The following is a 20,240-nucleotide window of genomic DNA, read 5'->3' as shown; positions in this document are numbered from 1 at the left end:
AGAAATGGAATGTCTTCCCTGCTACGCGCAACACTGGTCGCTTTGGCCCTGCTCACCACCGCTGGCTGCACCAACAAACCGGTGCTCAACACCCAGCATGACTTGCCGGCGAACCCGCAGGTCAACGAAGAAAAAATGAAGCAGACCATCATCGCGGCCTTGAACAAACGCCAATGGGTGGTGCAGCGCCTGAGCCCGCAACTGGTGCAGGCCGAGATCAACGTGCGCAACCAGTTCCACGCTGAAATCGACATCCGCTACACCGCCACCAGCTACGCCATCACCTACCGCGACAGCCGCGACCTGGGCTACAAGGACGGCAAGATTCACCGCAACTACAACCGCTGGGTGAGCATGCTGGACCGTGACATCCTGGCGGCGTTGCGCACCAATGGTGTGAGTGACACGGCGCAGTTGCTCCAGCAGACCGGGACGTCGAAGCAGAACTGAAACACCCGCTTCCCTGTGGCGAGGGAGCTTGCTCCCGTTGGGGCGCGAAGCGCCCCTGAAACCTGCGCTTGAAGGTTGCCTGGTAAAACTCAGTCGTCGGGTTTTGGGGCTGCTGCGCAGCCCAGCGGGAGCAAGCTCCCTCGCCACAGGTTATGCGTCGGTCATACCAATGCCTTGCGGGTCAGCAGCTCGACAAACGCCTTGGCCATCGGCGTCTGCTGACCCTTGCGCTGCACCAGCCACACCGCCGTCACCGCCTCCTGATCCAGCAACGTGCGATACACCACGCCATCAATGCGGATCCGCTGATACGACGCCGGCAACACCGAAACACCCAACCCCGCCGCCACCAGGCCGATGATGGTCATCGCCTCCCCGGCCTCCTGCGCGAAGTGCGGGCTGAAGCCGGCATCACGCGCCAGGCTCATCAATTGGGCATACAACCCGCTGCCGTAAGTCCGCGGGAAAAACACAAACGGTTCTTCGGCCAATTGCGCCAGGTGCAAACCCCGCTCACTGCCCTCCACCAACGGATGCCCGGCGTTCAGCACGGCCACCAAGGGCTCGCGCATCAGTTCCACGACGCTCAAGGAGTCGGGCAACGGCAACGGTCGCATCAACCCCACCTGAATCGACTCATCCACCAGCGACTCGGCCACCTCCGTGCTGCTCATCTCCTGCAGATTCAAATGCACCGCCGGGAATGCCTGGCGAAACGCGAAGATCGCCTGTGGGATGCTGGAGTTGAACGGCGCAGAAGAGGTGAAGCCAATCTTCAACTCCCCCAGTTCCCCCAGCTGCGCCCGACGCGCCACGTCCGCCGCTTTATCCACCTGCGCCAGCACCAACCGCGCCTCTTGCAGGAACAACCTGCCGGCCTCGCTCAGCTCGACCCGACGATTGGTACGCTCAAACAACCGCGCACCTATCTCCTGCTCCAGCGCCTGGATCTGCTGGCTCAGGGGCGGCTGGGAGATCCCCAGCACCTGCGCGGCGCGGCCAAAATGCAGCTCTTCAGCCACGGCGATGAAGTAACGCAGGTGGCGCAGTTCCATGAAAACCTCATTAGGTCGTAGAAGCTCTTAAACAGGTCGAACAATATATTGGAAAGAATCAATAGGGAGCTATATTCTTTTTTGCATTGCCAGCCCTGGCAGCCTTTCCTCCCCGAGGTCCCGCGTGAAATCTGCTGTCGCTCCGCTTGCTCAAGAAGTACCGCCCACCGCCCTCGATGAAGTGGTGGCACAGCTCAACGAGCAGTACATCGAAAAAGGCACCCCGATGTTCATGCGCACGGTGCTGGCGCTGTTCTCTGGCGGTTTCGCCACTTTCGCCCTGCTCTACTGCGTACAGCCGATGATGCCGGCGCTGTCCCACGAATTTTCCATCAATGCCGCGCAAAGCAGCCTGATTCTCTCGGTGGCCACCGGCATGCTTGCCATTGGCCTGCTGATCACCGGGCCGATTTCCGACACCCTGGGGCGCAAGCCGGTGATGGTTGCCGCACTGTTCTGCGCCGCGTTGTGCACCATCGCCAGCGGCCTGATGCCAAGCTGGGAAGGCATCCTGCTGATGCGCGCACTGGTGGGCCTGTCCCTCAGCGGCCTGGCAGCGGTGGCCATGACCTACCTGAGTGAAGAGATCCACCCGCAACACATCGGCCTGGCCATGGGTTTGTACATCGGTGGTAACGCCATTGGCGGGATGAGCGGGCGCTTGATCATCGGCGTACTGATCGACTTCGTCAGCTGGCACACCGCGATGCTGATCATCGGCGCCCTGGCGCTGATCGCGGCCACGGTGTTCTGGAAGATCCTCCCCGAATCGCGCAACTTCCGCGCCAGCACCCTGCACCCGCGCAGCCTGGTGGACGGCTTCACCATGCACTTCAAGGACGCCGGCCTGCCGTGGCTGTTCCTCGAAGCCTTCGTGCTGATGGGCGCCTTTGTGACGATGTTCAACTACATCGGCTACCGCTTGCTGGCGGACCCGTACGATTTGAGCCAGGCCGTGGTAGGCCTGCTGTCGCTGGTCTACCTCTCGGGTATCTACAGCTCGGCGAAAATCGGCTCCCTGGCCGACCGCCTGGGCCGTCGTCGCGTGCTGTGGGGCACCATCGTGCTGATGCTCGGCGGTATCGCCCTGACGCTGTTTACCCCGCTGTGGCTGGTAGTGCCCGGCATGCTGATCTTCACCTTCGGCTTCTTCGGCGCCCACTCGGTGGCCAGCAGCTGGATCGGCCGCCGCGCACTGAAAGCCAAGGGGCAGGCGTCGTCGCTGTACCTGTTCAGTTACTACGTGGGGTCGAGTATTGCGGGGACGGCGGGCGGTTTCTTCTGGCACTACGCCGGGTGGAACGGGATTGGCGGGTTTATCGTCGCGCTGTTGATCGTCGCGTTGCTGGTGGCGTTGAAGCTGGCGAAGTTGCCGCCGTTGCAGGAAGCCAAGGCTTAACCAGCGCTTACAAAAAAGCCCGGCATCTGCCGGGCTTTTTCATTGCCGCGCGATCACTCGTGATACTGCGCCGACAACTCGTGCACCGCCCGCAGGAACGCACCTGCGTGCTCCGGATCAACTTCCGGAGTAATGCCGTGGCCAAGGTTGAACACGTGACCACTGCCTTTGCCGTAGCTGGCGAGGATGCGGCCGACTTCAGTACGGATGGCTTCCGGCTTGGCGTACAGCACGGTCGGGTCCATGTTGCCTTGCAGCGCAACCTTGCTGCCCACGCGGCGACGGGCTTCGCCGAGGTCGCAGGTCCAGTCCAGGCCCAGCGCGTCGGCGCCGGCGTCGGCGATGCTTTCCAGCCACAGGCCGCCGCCCTTGGTGAACATGATCACCGGCACCTTGCGGCCTTCGTGTTCGCGGATCAGGCCGCTGACGATCTTGCGCATGTAGGCCAGGGAGAACTCCTGGTACGCCGCCGCCGACAGGTTGCCACCCCAGGTGTCGAAAATCTGCACCGCCTGGGCGCCGGCCATGATCTGGCCGTTGAGGTAGGAGGTGACCGACTGCGCCAGCTTGTCCAGCAGCAGGTGCATGGCTTGCGGGTTGTCGTACAGCATGGCCTTGGTCTTGCGGAAGTCTTTCGACGAGCCGCCTTCGACCATGTAGGTGGCCAGGGTCCACGGGCTGCCGGAGAAGCCGATCAGCGGCACGCGGCCGTTCAGCTCGCGGCGGATGGTGCTGACCGCATCCATGACGTAGCCCAGGTCCTTGTGGGGATCGGGGATCGGCAGGGCTTCGATATCGGCCAGGGTACTGACGACTTTCTTGAAACGCGGGCCTTCGCCGGTTTCGAAGTACAGGCCCTGGCCCATGGCGTCAGGGATGGTCAGGATATCGGAGAACAGGATGGCCGCATCCAGCTGTGGATAGCGGTCCAGCGGTTGCATGGTGACTTCGCAGGCGAACTCCGGGTTCATGCACAGGCTCATGAAGTCGCCGGCGTGGGCGCGACTGGCGCGGTATTCCGGCAGGTAGCGACCGGCCTGGCGCATCATCCACACAGGGGTGACGTCCACGGGTTGCTTGAGCAGGGCACGAAGGAAACGGTCGTTCTTGAGGGCAGTCATGTCGGCATCCGCAAAAAAAGTGCGGGCATTTTCTCAGAGCGCGACGCAAAAGGCACGGCAAGAGCCGTGCCTTTTGTCTATCGGGTCAATTTGTCGCGGATATGAAAGCGCCACAAAACAAATGTGGGAGCGGGCTTGCTCGCGAAAGCGGTGGGTCAGCCAACACATCTGGTGACTGATATACCGCATTCGCGAGCAAGCCCGCTCCCACATTTTGATCCCATTTCAATCCGGGATCGGGGTCAGACCTGCAGGTAATCCAGGATCCCTTCGGCGGCGTTGCGGCCTTCGAAGATGGCCGTCACTACCAGGTCAGACCCGCGAACCATGTCGCCACCGGCGAAGATTTTCGGGTTGCTGGTCTGGTGTTTGTACTGGCCTTGTTCCGGGGCTACAACGCGGCCCTGGCTGTCGGTCTGGATTTCGAACTGCTCGAACCAAGGCGCCGGGCTTGGGCGGAAACCGAAGGCGATGACCACGGCGTCTGCCGGGATGATCTCTTCGGAACCCGGGATCGGCTCGGGGCTGCGACGGCCACGGGCATCCGGTTCGCCGAGACGGGTCTCGACCACTTTCACGCCTTCGACACGGTCTTCACCGACGATAGCGATCGGCTGGCGGTTGTAGAGGAATTTCACGCCTTCTTCCTTGGCGTTCTTCACCTCTTTGCGCGAACCCGGCATGTTGGCTTCGTCACGACGGTAGGCACAGGTCACCGACTTGGCACCCTGGCGAATCGAAGTACGGTTGCAGTCCATCGCGGTATCACCACCGCCCAGCACCACGACCTTCTTGCCTTTCATGTCGACGAAATCTTCCGGCGACTTTTCAAAGCCCAGGTTGCGGTTGACGTTGGCGATCAGGAAGTCCAGAGCGTCGTACACGCCCGGCAGGTCCTCACCGGCAAAGCCGCCCTTCATGTAGGTGTAGGTGCCCATGCCCATGAACACGGCATCGTATTCTTCAAGCAGTTGCTCCATGGTCACGTCCTTGCCGATTTCGGTATTGAGGCGGAACTCGATACCCATGCCGGTGAAGACTTCGCGACGATGGCTCAGTACGGTTTTTTCCAGCTTGAACTCGGGGATGCCGAAGGTCAGCAGGCCACCGATTTCCGGGTTCTTGTCGAACACCACCGGGGTCACGCCGCCACGTACCAGCACGTCGGCACAGCCCAGGCCCGCCGGGCCCGCGCCGATGATCGCGACGCGCTTGCCGGTCGGCTTGACCTTGGACATGTCCGGGCGCCAGCCCATGGCGAACGCGGTGTCGGTGATGTACTTCTCCACCGAACCGATGGTCACCGCGCCGAAGCCGTCGTTGAGAGTGCACGCACCCTCGCACAGACGGTCCTGCGGGCACACCCGGCCGCACACTTCCGGCAGGGTGTTGGTCTGGTGAGACAGCTCGGCGGCGGCGAGGATGTTGCCCTCGGCCACCAGCTTCAGCCAGTTCGGAATGAAGTTGTGCACCGGGCACTTCCATTCGCAATACGGGTTACCGCAACCCAGGCAGCGGTGGGCCTGGTCGGCCGAGTGCTGGGGTTTGAAGGGCTCGTAGATTTCCACGAACTCTTTCTTGCGTTGACGCAACAGTTTCTTCTTCGGATCTTTGCGCCCGACATCGATGAACTGGAAGTCGTTATTCAGACGTTCAGCCATGTTAAAACCTCATCAAACTCTTCAGGCGCATATCACTGCGGGTTGGCACGGATGCTGGAAAGCAACGATTTCAGGTTGGCAGCCTTGGGCTTGACCAGCCAGAAACGACGCAGGTAGTCATCGAGGTTTTCAGCGAGGTTGCGACCCCATTCGCTGTTGGTTTCCTCGACATATTCGTCCAGCACATGCTGCAAGTGGTTGCGATAGGATTCCATCGCTTCGCCGCTGATCCGCTGGATCTCCACCAACTCGTGGTTCACCTTGTCGACGAAGGTGTTGTCCTGGTCGAGCACGTAGGCGAAACCGCCGGTCATGCCCGAACCGAAGTTGTAGCCGGTCTTGCCCAGCACCGCGACAAAACCCCCGGTCATGTACTCGCAGCAGTGATCGCCCGTGCCTTCAACCACGGTGTGGGCACCGGAGTTACGCACTGCGAAACGCTCACCGGCCGTGCCCGCGGCAAACAGCTTGCCGCCGGTTGCGCCGTACAGGCAGGTGTTGCCGATGATGGCACTGTCTTGAGTCTTGTAGACGCTGCCCACTGGCGGGACGATCACCAGCTTGCCGCCGGTCATGCCCTTGCCCACGTAGTCGTTGGCATCGCCTTCGAGGTACATGTTCAGGCCACCGGCGTTCCATACGCCGAAGCTCTGGCCAGCGGTACCCTTGAAGCGGAAGGTGATCGGCGCCTTGGCCATGCCCTGGTTGCCGTGCTTGCGCGCGATTTCGCCGGAGATGCGTGCGCCGATGGAACGGTCGCAGTTGCAGATATCCAGGGCGAATTCGCCGCCGCTCGCGTCGTTGATCGACGAAGTGGCCATCTCGACCATCTTCTCGGCCAGCAGGCCCTTGTCGAACGGCGGGTTGCGGTCAACCTGGCAGAACTGTGGCTTGTCGGCCGGGATGTGATCGCTGCCCAACAGCGGCGTCAGGTCCAGGTGCTGTTGCTTGGCGGTCTGGCCTTCGAGGATGTCCAGCAGGTCGGTACGGCCGATCAGCTCTTCCAGGGAACGCACGCCCAGCTTGGCCAGCCACTCACGGGTTTCCTCGGCGACGTAGGTGAAGAAATTCACCACCATGTCGACGGTACCGATGTAGTGGTCCTTGCGCAGCTTCTCGTTCTGAGTGGCCACGCCGGTGGCGCAGTTGTTCAGGTGGCAGATGCGCAGGTATTTGCAGCCCAGGGCGATCATTGGCGCGGTGCCGAAGCCGAAGCTTTCGGCGCCGAGGATTGCAGCCTTGATCACGTCGAGGCCGGTTTTCAGGCCACCGTCGGTTTGCACCCGGACCTTGCCGCGCAGGTCGTTGCCGCGCAGGGTCTGGTGGGTTTCAGCCAGGCCCAGTTCCCACGGTGCGCCGGCGTACTTGATGGAGGTCAGCGGCGAAGCGCCGGTGCCGCCGTCGTAGCCGGAGATGGTGATCAGGTCGGCATAGGCCTTGGCCACACCGGCGGCGATGGTGCCCACGCCGGCTTCCGCTACCAGTTTCACCGAGACCAGGGCCTGCGGGTTGACTTGTTTCAGGTCGAAAATCAGCTGCGACAAATCCTCGATCGAGTAGATGTCGTGGTGCGGCGGCGGCGAAATCAATGTCACGCCCGGCACTGCATAACGCAGCTTGGCGATCAGGCCGTTGACCTTGCCGCCTGGCAGTTGCCCGCCTTCGCCCGGCTTGGCGCCCTGGGCAACCTTGATCTGCAGCACTTCGGCGTTGACCAGGTATTCCGGGGTTACACCAAAACGGCCAGTGGCGACCTGCTTGATTTTCGAGCTCTTGATGGTGCCGTAGCGCGCCGGGTCTTCACCGCCTTCGCCGGAGTTGGAACGCGCACCCAGGCGGTTCATGGCTTCGGCCAGGGCTTCGTGAGCCTCAGGCGACAAGGCGCCCAGGGAAATACCGGCGGAGTCGAAACGCTTGAGGATCGATTCCAGTGGCTCGATCTCGCTGATGGCCAGCGGCGTGTCCAGGGTTTTCACCTTGAACAGGTCGCGGATCATCGACACCGGGCGGTTATCCACCAGCGCGGTGTATTCCTTGAACTTGGCGTAGTCGCCTTGCTGCACGGCGGCTTGCAGGGTGTTGACCACGTCCGGGTTGTAGGCGTGGTATTCGCCACCGTGCACGAACTTCAGCAGGCCGCCTTGCTGGATCGGCTTGCGCGCGCTCCAGGCTTCGGCGGCCAGGGCTTTCTGCTCGGCTTCGATGTCGACGAAACGCGCACCCTTGATGCGGCTCGGCACGCCACGGAAGCTCATCTCGCAAACTTCTTCCGACAGGCCGATGGCTTCGAACAATTGCGCGCCGCGGTAGGACGTGACGGTGGAGATGCCCATCTTCGACAGGATCTTCAGCAGGCCCTTGGTGATGCCCTTACGGTAGTTCTTGAACACCTCGTAGAGGTCGCCCAGGACTTCGCCGGTACGGATCAGGTCGCCGAGTACTTCGTAAGCCAGGAACGGATACACCGCCGAGGCGCCGAAGCCGATCAACACCGCAAAGTGATGCGGGTCGCGGGCGGTGGCGGTTTCAACCAGGATGTTGGAATCGCAACGCAGGCCCTTTTCGGTCAGGCGGTGGTGTACCGCGCCGGTGGCCAGGGAAGCGTGGATCGGCAGCTTGCCCGGGGCGATATGGCGGTCGGTCAGCACGATCTGGGTACGGCCGGCACGCACGGCTTCTTCAGCCTGATCGGCGACATTGCGCACCGCGGCTTCGAGGCCGAGGCTCTCGTCGTAGTTCAGGTCGATGATCTGCCGGTCGAAGCCCGGGCGATCCAGGGTCATCAACGAGCGCCACTTGGCCGGGGAAATGACCGGCGAGCTGAGGATCACGCGGGAAGCGTGCTCAGGCGATTCCTGGAAGATGTTGCGCTCGGCACCGAGGCACACTTCCAGGGACATCACGATGGCTTCGCGCAGCGGGTCAATCGGCGGGTTGGTCACCTGGGCGAACTGCTGGCGGAAATAGTCGTACGGCGTGCGCACGCGCTGGGACAGCACGGCCATTGGCGTGTCATCGCCCATGGAGCCGACGGCTTCGTAGCCCTGCTCGCCCAGTGGGCGCAGCACCTGGTCACGTTCTTCGAAAGTGACCTGGTACATCTTCATGTACTGCTTGAGCTGGTCGACGTCGTAGAAGGCAGAACCGTGGTCGTTGTCTTCCATGGTCGCCTGAATGCGCAGGGCATTCTTGCGCAGCCATTGCTTGTACGGATGACGGGACTTCAAGCGGTTGTCGATGGCATCGGTGTCAAGGATCTGACCGGTCTCGGTGTCCACGGCGAGGATCTGGCCCGGGCCAACGCGGCCCTTGGCGATCACGTCTTCCGGCTTGTAGTTCCACACGCCGATTTCCGACGCCAGGGTGATGAAGCCGTTGGTGGTGGTCACCCAGCGCGCCGGGCGCAGGCCGTTACGGTCGAGCAGGCACACGGCGTAGCGACCGTCGGTCATTACCACGCCGGCCGGGCCGTCCCACGGTTCCATGTGCATCGAGTTGTACTCATAGAACGCCCGCAGGTCGGGGTCCATGGTCTCGACGTTCTGCCACGCTGGCGGAATGATCATGCGCACGCCACGGAACAGGTCGATGCCGCCAGTGACCATCAGTTCGAGCATGTTGTCCATGCTGGAGGAGTCGGAACCCACGCGGTTGACCAGCGGGCCGAGCTCTTCCAGGTCCATCAGGTCGTTGGCGAACTTGGTGCGACGGGCCACGGCCCAGTTGCGGTTGCCGGTGATGGTGTTGATCTCGCCGTTGTGGGCGAGGAAGCGGAATGGCTGGGCCAGCGGCCATTTCGGCAGGGTATTGGTGGAGAAGCGCTGGTGGAACACGCAGATTGCGGTTTGCAGGCGCTCATCGCTCAGGTCTGGATAGAAGGCGGTCAAGTCCGCCGGCATCATCAGGCCTTTATAAATGATGGTCTTGTGGGAAAAGCTGCAGATGTAGTGGTCGGTGTCGGCGGCATTGGCCACGGACGAGCGACGACGAGAGGTGAACAGCTTGATCGCCATGTCCTGGTCACTCAGGCCGTCGCCTGCGATGAACACTTGTTCGATCTGCGGCAGGCGCTCCAGGGCCAGGCGGCCCAGTACGCTGGTGTCGATCGGCACTTTGCGCCAGCCGACGAGCTGCAGGCCAGCGGCCAGGATCTCGCGGTTCATGTTCTCGCGAGCAGCTTCGGCTTTTACCGGGTCCTGGTTGAAGAACACCATGCCCACAGCGTACTGCTTGGGCAAATCGGCGCCGAAATGTTCCTTGGCGACTGCGCGCAGGAACTGGTCGGGCTTTTGAATCAGCAAGCCGCAACCGTCACCGGTCTTGCCGTCGGCGTTGATCCCACCGCGGTGGGTCATGCAGGTCAGGGCCTCGATGGCCGTTTGCAAAAGGGTATGACTGGGCTCGCCCTGCATGTGGGCTATCAGGCCGAAACCGCAGTTATCCTTGAATTCATCGGGTTGGTACAGACCTGCTTTCATAGACACTTTCTCACCAGGCTGCCTCTTATTTCGAGGCAAATTTCTTTTCAATTCAACCGGTTACCTTCCACGCCGAACGTACGCCGGCTTAGCGGGGGCAAAAGGGAGGTCATTGTACACACCGACACAGACGCTCACAAATTTAGCGACGAAATGTCGCAAATCTATGTCGCATTTATGAAAGGTTTAAAGCGATATGCTGTGCTAGTCAAAACTTTTTTAATTTTGACCGCTACGACTCAAAAGCCACTGTGACGCAGACACCACAAAGCGCGCGGCCTTCAGGGCTGCACGCTGTGTTGTTTTTTTTGAGGTGCCGAGAGGGCGGCCTGGGTAAGGCCGCCGGATCTTCAGCGAGTTGTTGCCAGTTCTTGTTGAACGCTGGCGACAGTGCGAGGCCAAGGTTTACCAGCCTGAACCTTCGCTGGCAAGGCCTTGATAGCGGATTCCGCTGCTGTACGGCTGGAGAAGTTGCCGTAAGTGATCACGTAGAGAGGCTTACCGTTGAGCACTTTCTTGAAATAACGGTACTCGCCGCCCTGCTCTTTCACGAACGCCTGGGCGTTGGCTTCGGAGCTGGTGCCGAGGATCTGCACCACGAAGTTACCGGTAGGCTGGCTGGCATACCAGCTGCTGCCGGCAGCGCCAGTCGCGGCCTTGGCCACGACGGCCGGTTTTTCGGCAGGCTTGGCGGCTGGAGCCGGCTTGGCCGCAGGCGCCGGGGCGACTGGCTTGGCCACAGGCGCAGGCTTGGCGGTGGCGACCTGGGCTGGCGCTGGCGTCGGCTTGGCCGCTGGCTGACCGGCTGGCACGCCCGCAGGTGGCGCGGTGGTGGTCACGGTCGGCGGCGTGGCGCTGGAGCCTTCAACGGGCACCCCATCGTCGCCTTCGGAGATGCCGCCAGCTTCTTCGGCGAGCGGGCCGCGCATCACCGGTTGGCCGACCATTGGCAGGTTGGTGGGTTGGCCGGAGTTGGCAAACTCAACGTTCGGTGTTGGCTTGCCCAGTGGCAACTGCGCCTGTTCGGTTGGCGCGCCAGCGGTGGTCGGTGCCTTGTTGCGACCTGGAATCAACCAGGCGGCGGCGACGGCAACCACGACAACGGCAGAAATTGCCAATACGTGCTTCTTCGGCATAGTAAACCCCATCTTTGGACGCTTTACCGCTGAGCGGCTGGCAATCATGGCTTCGATCATGGCATCCCGGGCAACCTGGTTGATGGTGCCAGGCCAGCCGTCGGAGCTTTCGTGAATATCAGAGATCTGCGAAGCGGAGAAAAGTTCGATGCCCTGCCCCGCGCCTTCCAACCGCTGGGCCAGGTATTCGCGGGTTTCTTCTTCTTCGTAAGGCTGCAGTTCGATGACGTGGAACAGCTCCTGCTCACCGCTGATCTGTTCAAGTTCGGCGATCAGCGAAGACTCGCCAAACAGGAACACATGCGGGCGCCCTTCAGGCGTACCGGCCGCCAGGGCCAGCAACGCTTCCAGGGCAGATTCGTCGAGCTGCTCGGCGTCATCCACCAGCAGGTAGACTTCCTGGCCGGTCAGGCCCAGTTGCACCACTTGCTTGAGGATCGCATTCGGCTCGGCAGTGGACACGTCGAGGGCCTGGGCCACTTGACGCAACACGCCTGCCGCATCACCGGCACCACGGGCGGAAACCACCACGCTCTGTACCGATTGCTTGTTGGTGCTGGCCACCAGCGCCTGGCGCAGCAAGGTCTTGCCGCTGCCCAATGGGCCGGTGACCACCAGCAGCAACTGGCTGTAGCGCGCCAGGTGGTGCAGTTGCCCCAGCACCGGCTTGCGTTGCGCAGGGAAAAACTTGAAACCAGGCACCCGAGGAGCAAAAGGGTCGTGGCTTAACTGGTAATGGCCGAGGAACGCCTCGTCGGCATGCAAACTAGTCATCGGGATCTTATTAACCTTTAAGCTGGGCCAGGGCGCGGTAATCCGCTCCCAGCGTGGCCTGTAAAATCTCTTTCGGATAATCGTCGGTCACTACCGCTTCGCCCATTCGGCGCAACAGCACCAGTCGCAGTCGACCGTCGATCACTTTCTTGTCTATTGCCATATGTTCGAGAAAATCTGCCTCGGTCATCTCCTCGGGAGGAATGACCGGCAACCCGGCGCGCTGGAACAGGCGGATCCCGCGATCACGCTCCTGGGCGCTGATCCAGCCCAGGCGTTGCGACATCTCCAATGCCATCACTGTGCCAGCCGCTACGGCCTCTCCATGCAACCACACACCATAGCCCATGTGGGTCTCGATCGCATGGCCGAAGGTGTGGCCGAGGTTCAAGGTGGCGCGCACGCCGGACTCACGCTCGTCGGCATTCACCACCAGCGCCTTGGCGGCGCAGGAGCGGGAAATCGCTTCGGTGAGTGCCACCTGGTCGAGGGCGCGCAGGGCGTCGACGTGTTCTTCCAGCCAGGTCAGGAACGGCTCGTCGCAGATCAGCCCGTACTTGATGACTTCCGCCAGGCCCGCCGACAGCTCGCGGGGTGGCAGGGTATTGAGGGTGGCAGTGTCGATCAGCACCACATTCGGCTGATAGAACGCGCCGACCATGTTCTTGCCCAGCGGGTGGTTGATGCCCGTCTTGCCGCCCACCGACGAATCGACCTGGGACAGCAAGGTGGTCGGTACCTGGATAAAGTCCACGCCGCGCTGATAGCAGGCGGCCGCAAAGCCGGCCATGTCGCCGATCACACCGCCACCCAGGGCCACCACCGTGGTGCGCCGGTCATGACGGGCCGTCAGCAGGCCATCAAAGATCAGTTGCAGGGTTTCCCAGGTCTTGAAGGCCTCGCCGTCCGGCAGCACCACCGAGATCACCGAGTACGCCGCCAGGCTGCGGCTCAGACGCTCAAGATACAGCGGCGCGACCGTTTCATTGGAGATGATCGCCACTTGCCGCCCGGCAATATGCGGTGCGAGCAACTCGGGCTGGTCCAACAAACCTTCGCCAATATGGATCGGGTAGCTGCGCTCGCCAAGATCGACCTTAAGTGTCTGCATGTGTCCCCGCGTTGAAGATGAAAGCAGGCGTCCTGCCCTACATTAACGTTGTCGGCAACGTCGGGATCTGACGCTGCCTGATGGCTCTACGCCACAACTCGGACGGTCATGACGCGCCGCCGAGGATAGCGCATTTCGGCCCTGGCTTTAACGGGGTGGCAACTGTGCCAGGCGCTCGAGAATGTCGAGAACCACCATTCGTGGCGGCCGCTCATCGGTTTCCACCACCAGATCGGCGATTTCCCGATAAAGCGGGTCGCGCAGCGTCAGCAGGTCCCGCAGGGTTTTTGCCGGGTCGGCGGTGCGCAGCAATGGGCGATTGCGGTCGCGAGCGGTGCGGCCCACCTGCTGCTCGACAGACGCGTGCAGATAAACCACGCGACCGCCGGCGTGCAGCGCCCGGCGGTTCTCGTCGCGCATCACTGCGCCACCGCCGGTGGCCAATACCACGCCATCGCAGCCGCACAGTTCGGCAATCATCGCCTGCTCGCGGTCGCGAAAGCCCAGTTCGCCTTCCTTATCGAAGATCCACGGGATATTGGCGCCCGTGCGCAATTCAATTTCCTTATCGGAGTCTTTGAATGGCAGGCGCAGCTCTTTGGCCAGCAAACGGCCGATGGTGCTTTTTCCAGCCCCCATCGGTCCTACAAGAATCAAATTTCGCACAGAATCAACGACTCACAGCAATCGCCTGGTTATTCATAATACGCGGAGTCAGGAATACCAGCAGCTCGGATTTTTTCTCCGAAACCACATCCCGCCGGAAAAGGCGGCCAAGATACGGCACATCGCCCAAAAATGGCACTTTATCTACCACTTTGCTTTGAGTATTGGAGAAAACCCCGCCGATCACGATGGTCTCCCCGTCCTTGACCAGCACCTTGGCATTGACCTCGTTTTTCTTGATCGGCGGCACATCGTTGAGCCTGTTCAGGTAGTCGGGCTCGTCCTTGGTGACCTTGACCTCCATGATCACCCAGCCGTCCGGGGTGATTTGCGGGGTCACTTCCAATGACAAGGAGGCCTCCTTGAACGACACCGAGGTCGCGCCGGTGGAGCTGGACTCCTGATAGGGAATCTCGGTGCCCTTGAGGATTCGCGCGGTTTCCTTGTCGGAGGTGACGACCTTGGGCTGCGAAACGATTTCACCATTGCCGGTTTTTTCCATGGCGGTCAGTTCCAGGTCCAGCAGCAGGTTGTCGGTGATAAACGCGACACCCAGGCCGGCGCTGCCGTTGACCGCCCCCAGGTCCACAAACGGCGAGCTGGGCGGGGTTTCAGGCGGCTCGGCCCCCTCCGCCAACGGCTTCCTGATCCCGCCAGCCCCCCAGTTACCCCGATTCAGTTGCCCGCCCCAGCGCACGCCAAGGCTTTTGTCGTAATCCACATTGGCCTCGACGATCCGCGCCTCGATCATCACCTGCCTTACCGGAATATCCAGTTGCGCCACAATCTTGCGCAGCTCCTCCAGCCGCTCCCGGGTCTGGTAGGCGATGATGTTGTTGGTGCGGTCATCCACCGCCACCGAGCCGCGCTCATCGGTTGCACCTTCCAGGCCCACGGCCGACTGGAAGAGCTTGGCCAGGTCCGACGCCTTGGCGTAATTGACTTGCAGCAACTCGCGGCGCAGCGGTGCCAACTCAGTCATTTGCTTGCGCGACTCCATCGCCAGCAACTCGCGGGCGGCCAACTCCTCGGCCGGCGCGACCAGCAGCACATTGGCCGTCACACGCTTGTCCAGCCCCTTGGTTTGCAGCACCAGGTCCAGGGCCTGGTCCCAGGGCACGTCCTTGAGGCGCAGGGTGATCGAACCCTGCACGTCGTCACTGGTCACCAGATTGAGGCCGGCAACGTCAGCAATCTGTTGCAGCACCGCGCGCAACTCGATGTTCTGGAAGTTGAGGGACAGCTTGTCCCCGGTAAATGCCACGCGTCCGGTACTCAGGGGCGCATTGCCAGGTGGCGGCAGGTGAATCAAGTCGATTCGATTGGGCACAGCCATGACCATCGGTGCCGTGAACGCTATCCATAGCGCCACACCGAAGGACGAAAAAGTCCTTTTCATTGTTTGTTTCCGTTATGAGTTCACGTTCAGGGCAAGGGTTTGCGAGCGTTCCAGCCACGCGCCCTGGCCATCCGGGAAAAGCTCGGCCAGTTCGACATGGGAGTCATGAATCGCCGTGATGCGCCCGTGGTCCGGGCCCAGGTAATCGCCGATTGCCAGCCGATGGACAGACGACGCTCCGCGCAGCAGGGCGAAGGTTTGAGCCCCCAGGGACAAGGTCCCGACCATTTCGAACTGCTCCACGGCGAAGCCTTCGAGGATTCCGCGAGGCCTGGCGAGATCAGGTCCGGCAGCCGGTCGCCCGGCGGGTCGAACCAGTTGGCGAGAGGGCGGCTGGAAAGGGTCGCGCAAGGCTGCAAAATCGTAGGCCACTTGCTGCAGCCCGGGCTCGGCGGCAGCCTGTGCCGGCGGGTGCAAATCAACCTCCAGGTCATCGCCCGCCTGGCGGTTGTGACGATAAGTCCTGGCTACCAGACTGAGATGCAACACCGAGGGATCGACAGGACTGAATGCCAAGTCATGCACCGTGACAATTCCCGGCAAGCTGGCCATGCCGTTGATGAACGCCGCCAGGTCGTGAAAAGTCCCGGTGACGCCAATCTGCATGGGCGATTCGATGTACAGGGCACGAGACTGGTCATCCCGAAGTTCGATGGCCTCCAGCACCAAGCCATTGGCGGCACTCAGGCGGCCAATATCTTCAAGCAGGCCGGGTACCTGGGGGTCGGCAGGCAGCCACCGTAACAGGTTGGCGAAATGGCCTCGCATTGTTTCGAGTTCGCGGGCCAGGGACTCCAGGCCGGCAGCCTGGCTGGTTTTCAGCGCGACCTGCTGTTCAAGCGCCACTTCCTGCGACTCAAGCTGGCGCAGTTGCTCCCGCGCCCCACTCAAGTAGAAGGTATTGCCCACCGCCCACAGCAGGCAAACCACCGCGCCAGCCAGCAACGCCTTGCCCGGCAAGGGCCAGTTGGCGGCGTTCTGGCAGAGCTGGGTTATATCGGATTCCGTCAGCCCTGGCAGGCCTGACGCCCCTCTCATTGGCGCACCTCATCCGAGTGTCCATGGCGAACCGTCAACTGGAAGCCATTGTCGTCGCCCTCCTGCGCGCCGCGAACCCGTTGAAGCCGGGGCGCTTCCAAGTCTTCGGCAGCTTCGAGGCCTCGCATGAACTGAGCAATGTCCCGGTTCGATCCGGCCGTGCCGCTGATGGAAACAGAACCGCCGTCGACGCTCACTTCGCGCAACTGCACCCCCTCCGGCACGGCGCGGGCCAACTGGTCCAGCAACTGAGCACCCGCCGCACGATCGTCCTGCAAACCCTGCACAACTTTCATCCGTTCCATCAACTGCTGGCGCTGCTCATGCAGTTCGTCGATGGCCTTGATCCGCGAGTCGAGCCCGGTGACACCCTGGCTCAACTGGTTATTGCGGGCCAACTGCCGATCGATTGCACGGTCGATCACCTGGTCTGCCAGCCAAACCGCAGCCAGCGCCACCGCTGCAGCCCCCGCCAAAAACACCAGAAAATATTTGCGCCGCCGCTCATTCCGTTCTGCGCGCCACGGCAACAGGTTGATTCGTGTCATCAGTCGAAACTCCTCAGGGCCAGCCCGCAGGCCACTCCCATTCCCTGGGCATCCACGGCCCATTGCGCGCCATCGACACGACGGCCCGGCGTGATGCTGTCCGAAGCCTGCCTGCCCGCGCGAGCCAATGCAAATGCTTCGACATCCACTATCCGCGTCGCCAGCCCCGCAAGGGCCAAAACCGCCTCACGGGCCTCCACCTGTTCCTTGAGGCAGGCAACCAGCAGCACATCGACGCTTTGCGGGTCATGGGCCGACGGGCCCTGCACCTGGAAGTCGATAGCCACATCCTCCAGCGGATAAGGAATGTACTGGTCTGCTTCCCCATGGATTCGACGCACCATTTCAGCATCCGTCAGCCCCGTGTCCATCTCCAGCACGCGGGTAATCACCGAGGGCCCTGCCACGGCCACGGCGGCATGCCTGAGTGATGTATGCGCCTGTACCAGCGCCCGGGAAAGTGCCTGCGCGACGGCATCGAAATCAACCACGCTGCTGTCGACCACCGCATGGGCCGGCAACTGCTGCATGGCGTAGCCCCGCACGCTGTAGCCAGTGCCTGAAGCCTCCAGCTCCACCAGCCTGACGCCGGTGTCATTGATGTCGATACCCAGGACGGCATCGGCTTTTCGCCTGAAAAATCCCTTTCTCATAAAACTCCCCAAAACTTTCCCTGTCTTACGGACTGATTGCTGCCAGGCTTCCTGCATTCGGTCGGCTTGTATGAGCGGCGCGAATGACGCCCGAAGCCGAAAAATGCTTTAATGCCCAGCGTTTTTTCCCGCGTTTATCTGCTGGCCGGGTCGATCCACCACTTGCCGTGCATGCCCCGACGCCTAACCCATTCTTTTCCTTGGAAATCCAAAAGCCTTGATTCGTCTGCTGAAGTTTTTCGGGTACTCCATTGTCGCGATCGTCTGCGGGCTGATGCTCGTGCTCAGCGGGGCCTATCTCTACCTTAGTCCGGGTTTGCCCTCCGTAGAGGCCCTGAGAAGTATCCAGTTGCAGATTCCTTTGCGGGTCTACAGCAGCGATGAAAAACTGATCGCGGAGTTCGGCGAAATGCGCCGCACACCGATCCGTTTCGCCGACATTCCACCCAATTTCATCAACGCCCTGCTGTCGGCTGAAGACGATAACTTCGCCAATCACTATGGCGTCGACCCAAGCAGCCTGGTGCGGGCGGCCACGCAATTGGTCAAAAGCGGACACATTCAATCCGGTGGCAGCACCATCACCATGCAGGTGGCGAAGAACTTCTTCCTGACCAGCGAACGCAGCTTTTCCCGCAAAGCCACGGAAATCCTCCTGGCGTTGCAGATCGAACGTCAGCTGACCAAGGACGAGATCCTTGAGCTGTACGTCAACAAGATCTATCTGGGCAACCGCGCCTACGGCATCGAGGCGGCTTCGCAGGTTTACTACGGCAAGTCGATTCGTGACGCCAGCCTGGCGCAGATGGCGATGATTGCCGGCCTGCCCAAGGCGCCTTCACGCTTTAACCCGCTGGCCAACCCGGCGCGCAGCAAAGAGCGCCGCGACTGGATCCTGGGCCGCATGTACAAGCTGGGCAAGATCGACCAGGCCGCGTACGAAAGTGCGGTGGCCGAGCCGCTGAACGCCAGCTATCACGTGCCGACCCCGGAAGTGAATGCCCCGTATATCGCCGAAATGGCCCGTGCCGAGATGGTCGGCCGCTATGGCAGCGAGGCGTACACCGAAGGTTTCCGCGTGACCACGACGATTCCGAGCAACCTGCAGGAAATCGCCAACAAGTCGGTACACGATGGCCTGGTCGCCTATGACCAGCGCCATGGCTACCGCGGCCCTGAATCACGCCTGCCGGGCAAGACCCTGAGCGCCTGGACCGTCGAGCTGGGCAAACAGCGCCCGATCAGCGGCCTTGAACCCGCCATCGTCACCCAGGTGAAGAAAGATGGCGTGCAGGTACTGACCCGCACCGGCGAAGAGCATGTGTCGTGGGACAGCATGAAATGGGCCCGCCCTTTCCTGAACACCAACAGCATGGGCCCGATGCCCAAGCAGCCGTCGGACGTGGCGCAGGTCGGCGACCTGATTCGTGTGCAGCGCCAGAAGGACGACAGCCTGAAATTCAGCCAGGTGCCCGTGGCACAGGGCGCGCTGGTGTCGCTTGACCCGCAGAACGGTGCAATCCGTGCCCTGGTCGGCGGCTTTGCCTTCGAGCAGAGCAACTACAACCGCGCCACCCAGGCCAAGCGCCAGCCGGGTTCCAGCTTCAAGCCGTTCATCTACAGCGCTGCACTGGATAACGGCTACACCGCCGCCAGCCTGGTCAACGATGCACCGATCGTGTTCGTCGACGAGTACCTGGACAAAGTCTGGCGCCCGAAGAACGACACCAACACCTTCCTCGGCCCGATCCGCGTCCGCGAGGCGCTGTACAAGTCGCGTAACCTGGTGTCGATCCGCCTGCTGCAGGCGATGGGCGTAGGCAAGACCATCGACTACATCACCCGCTTCGGCTTCAACAAGTCGGACCTGCCGCCCAACCTGTCCCTGGCACTGGGTACCGCCACGCTGACACCGATGGAAATCGCCACCGGCTGGAGCACCTTTGCCAACGGCGGCTACAAGATCACCCCGTACCTGATCGACAAGATCGAAAGCCGTAGCGGCGAAACCCTGTTCACCGCCAACCCGCCACGGGTACCGGGCGACGTGGTCAATGGCGTCGCGGCCACTGACGGCCAGGCAGCACCGGCCAACGGCGGCATCACCATCGAGCCGACGCCAGGCGAAGCCCCGGCAGCTGGTGCACCCGCCGCACCACAAGCGCCGGCGGTAGCCGAACGCGTTGTGGATGGCCGTACCACCTACATCCTCAACAGCATCCTGGAAGACGTGATCAAGAAAGGTACGGGGCGTCGTGCCCTGGCCCTGGGCCGTGCCGATATCGCCGGCAAGACCGGTACCACCAACGATTCCAAGGATGCCTGGTTCTCAGGCTACAACGCCGACTACGTGACCACCGTATGGACCGGTTACGACCAGCCGGAAAGCCTCGGTCGCCGGGAGTTCGGCGGCACTGTCGCGCTGCCGATCTGGATGAGCTACATGGGCGCCGCGCTGAAGGATATGCCGCTGCATACCCAGCCGGAACCGGAAGGCATCCTGAGCCTGCGGATCGACCCGGTCAGCGGCCGTGCAGCAGCGCCGAGCACGCCGAATGCGTACTTCGAGCTGTTCAAGAGCGAGGACACGCCGCCGTCGCTCAACGAGCTGGGCAATGGTGTTGCACCGGGCAGCCCGCTGCCGGCGGACGAGGCGGCGCCGATCGATTTGTTCTGACGCAAGTCCCCTGTGGGAGCCGGGCTTGCCCGCGATAGCGGAGGGTCAGTCACAGTTGTGTTAACTGTCCTGCC

General features: G+C 61.9%; 14 protein-coding genes. 3 read left to right on the top strand and 11 right to left on the bottom strand.

Annotated features, from left to right (window positions below; translation table 11 throughout):
• Positions 1 to 9 precede the first annotated feature (9 nt).
• Positions 10 to 450, top strand: a complete 441-nt coding sequence (locus HX811_RS22965; RefSeq protein WP_003209360.1) for a hypothetical protein — start codon at positions 10 to 12, stop codon at positions 448 to 450.
• 161 nt (positions 451 to 611) lie between these two features.
• Here HX811_RS22965 and HX811_RS22960 read toward each other — a convergent pair whose 3' ends face one another.
• On the bottom strand, positions 612 to 1,505 hold the full coding sequence (locus HX811_RS22960; protein WP_003209358.1) for a LysR family transcriptional regulator: 894 nt from the start codon (positions 1,503 to 1,505) through the stop codon (positions 612 to 614).
• A 181-nt stretch (positions 1,506 to 1,686) separates the two neighbouring features.
• Between HX811_RS22960 and HX811_RS22955 the strand changes: the two genes are divergently transcribed.
• Entirely contained in the window at positions 1,687 to 2,904 is a 1,218-nt protein-coding gene (locus HX811_RS22955; protein WP_371132458.1) for an MFS transporter, read from the top strand.
• 53 nt (positions 2,905 to 2,957) lie between these two features.
• On the opposite strand, the gene hemE is transcribed toward HX811_RS22955, so the two are convergent.
• From hemE to pilM, 10 genes are all read right to left on the bottom strand, one after another.
• The gene (hemE, locus tag HX811_RS22950; RefSeq protein WP_102604309.1) at positions 2,958 to 4,025 is read right to left on the bottom strand and encodes a uroporphyrinogen decarboxylase; all 1,068 of its coding nucleotides are present in this window, start codon (positions 4,023 to 4,025) and stop codon (positions 2,958 to 2,960) included.
• A 242-nt stretch (positions 4,026 to 4,267) separates the two neighbouring features.
• Positions 4,268 to 5,686 carry an FAD-dependent oxidoreductase gene (locus HX811_RS22945; RefSeq protein ID WP_003209353.1) on the bottom strand — a complete coding sequence of 473 codons (1,419 nt, stop codon included), beginning with the start codon at positions 5,684 to 5,686 and terminating at the stop codon, positions 4,268 to 4,270.
• Positions 5,687 to 5,718: 32 nt separating this feature from the next.
• Positions 5,719 to 10,164, bottom strand: a complete 4,446-nt coding sequence (gene gltB, locus HX811_RS22940) for a glutamate synthase large subunit (protein ID WP_003209351.1) — start codon at positions 10,162 to 10,164, stop codon at positions 5,719 to 5,721.
• A gap of 350 nt (positions 10,165 to 10,514) precedes the next feature.
• Positions 10,515 to 12,074: an SPOR domain-containing protein gene (locus HX811_RS22935; protein ID WP_003209350.1), complete on the bottom strand. Its 1,560-nt coding sequence runs from the start codon at positions 12,072 to 12,074 to the stop codon at positions 10,515 to 10,517.
• A gap of 10 nt (positions 12,075 to 12,084) precedes the next feature.
• Entirely contained in the window at positions 12,085 to 13,185 is a 1,101-nt protein-coding gene (gene aroB / locus HX811_RS22930) for a 3-dehydroquinate synthase (protein ID WP_003209346.1), read from the bottom strand.
• 147 nt (positions 13,186 to 13,332) lie between these two features.
• Entirely contained in the window at positions 13,333 to 13,851 is a 519-nt protein-coding gene (gene aroK / locus HX811_RS22925) for a shikimate kinase AroK (protein ID WP_003209345.1), read from the bottom strand.
• Between the two features lie 4 nt (positions 13,852 to 13,855).
• Positions 13,856 to 15,193 carry a type IV pilus secretin PilQ gene (locus HX811_RS22920; RefSeq protein ID WP_177047685.1) on the bottom strand — a complete coding sequence of 446 codons (1,338 nt, stop codon included), beginning with the start codon at positions 15,191 to 15,193 and terminating at the stop codon, positions 13,856 to 13,858.
• A gap of 69 nt (positions 15,194 to 15,262) precedes the next feature.
• Positions 15,263 to 16,288, bottom strand: a complete 1,026-nt coding sequence (locus tag HX811_RS22915) for a pilus assembly protein PilP (protein ID WP_177047530.1) — start codon at positions 16,286 to 16,288, stop codon at positions 15,263 to 15,265.
• Positions 16,285 to 16,836 carry a PilN domain-containing protein gene (locus tag HX811_RS22910; protein WP_003209339.1) on the bottom strand — a complete coding sequence of 184 codons (552 nt, stop codon included), beginning with the start codon at positions 16,834 to 16,836 and terminating at the stop codon, positions 16,285 to 16,287. Before HX811_RS22910 ends, HX811_RS22915 begins: the two co-directional genes overlap by 4 nt.
• Positions 16,836 to 17,489, bottom strand: a complete 654-nt coding sequence (pilM, locus tag HX811_RS22905; protein WP_023659347.1) for a type IV pilus biogenesis protein PilM — start codon at positions 17,487 to 17,489, stop codon at positions 16,836 to 16,838. Before pilM ends, HX811_RS22910 begins: the two co-directional genes overlap by 1 nt.
• Positions 17,490 to 17,709: 220 nt before the next feature.
• On the opposite strand from pilM, the gene HX811_RS22900 reads away from it, so the two are divergent.
• Complete coding sequence (locus HX811_RS22900) at positions 17,710 to 20,166, top strand: penicillin-binding protein 1A (protein WP_371132457.1); 2,457 nt, start codon at positions 17,710 to 17,712, stop codon at positions 20,164 to 20,166.
• Positions 20,167 to 20,240 lie beyond the last annotated feature (74 nt).

The sequence above is a fragment of the Pseudomonas sp. F8002 genome (assembly GCF_013385495.1).
Lineage (GTDB): Bacteria > Pseudomonadota > Gammaproteobacteria > Pseudomonadales > Pseudomonadaceae > Aquipseudomonas.
Note: the sequence above shows the minus strand (reverse complement) of the source record. Positions and strands in the feature narration are given on the sequence as shown.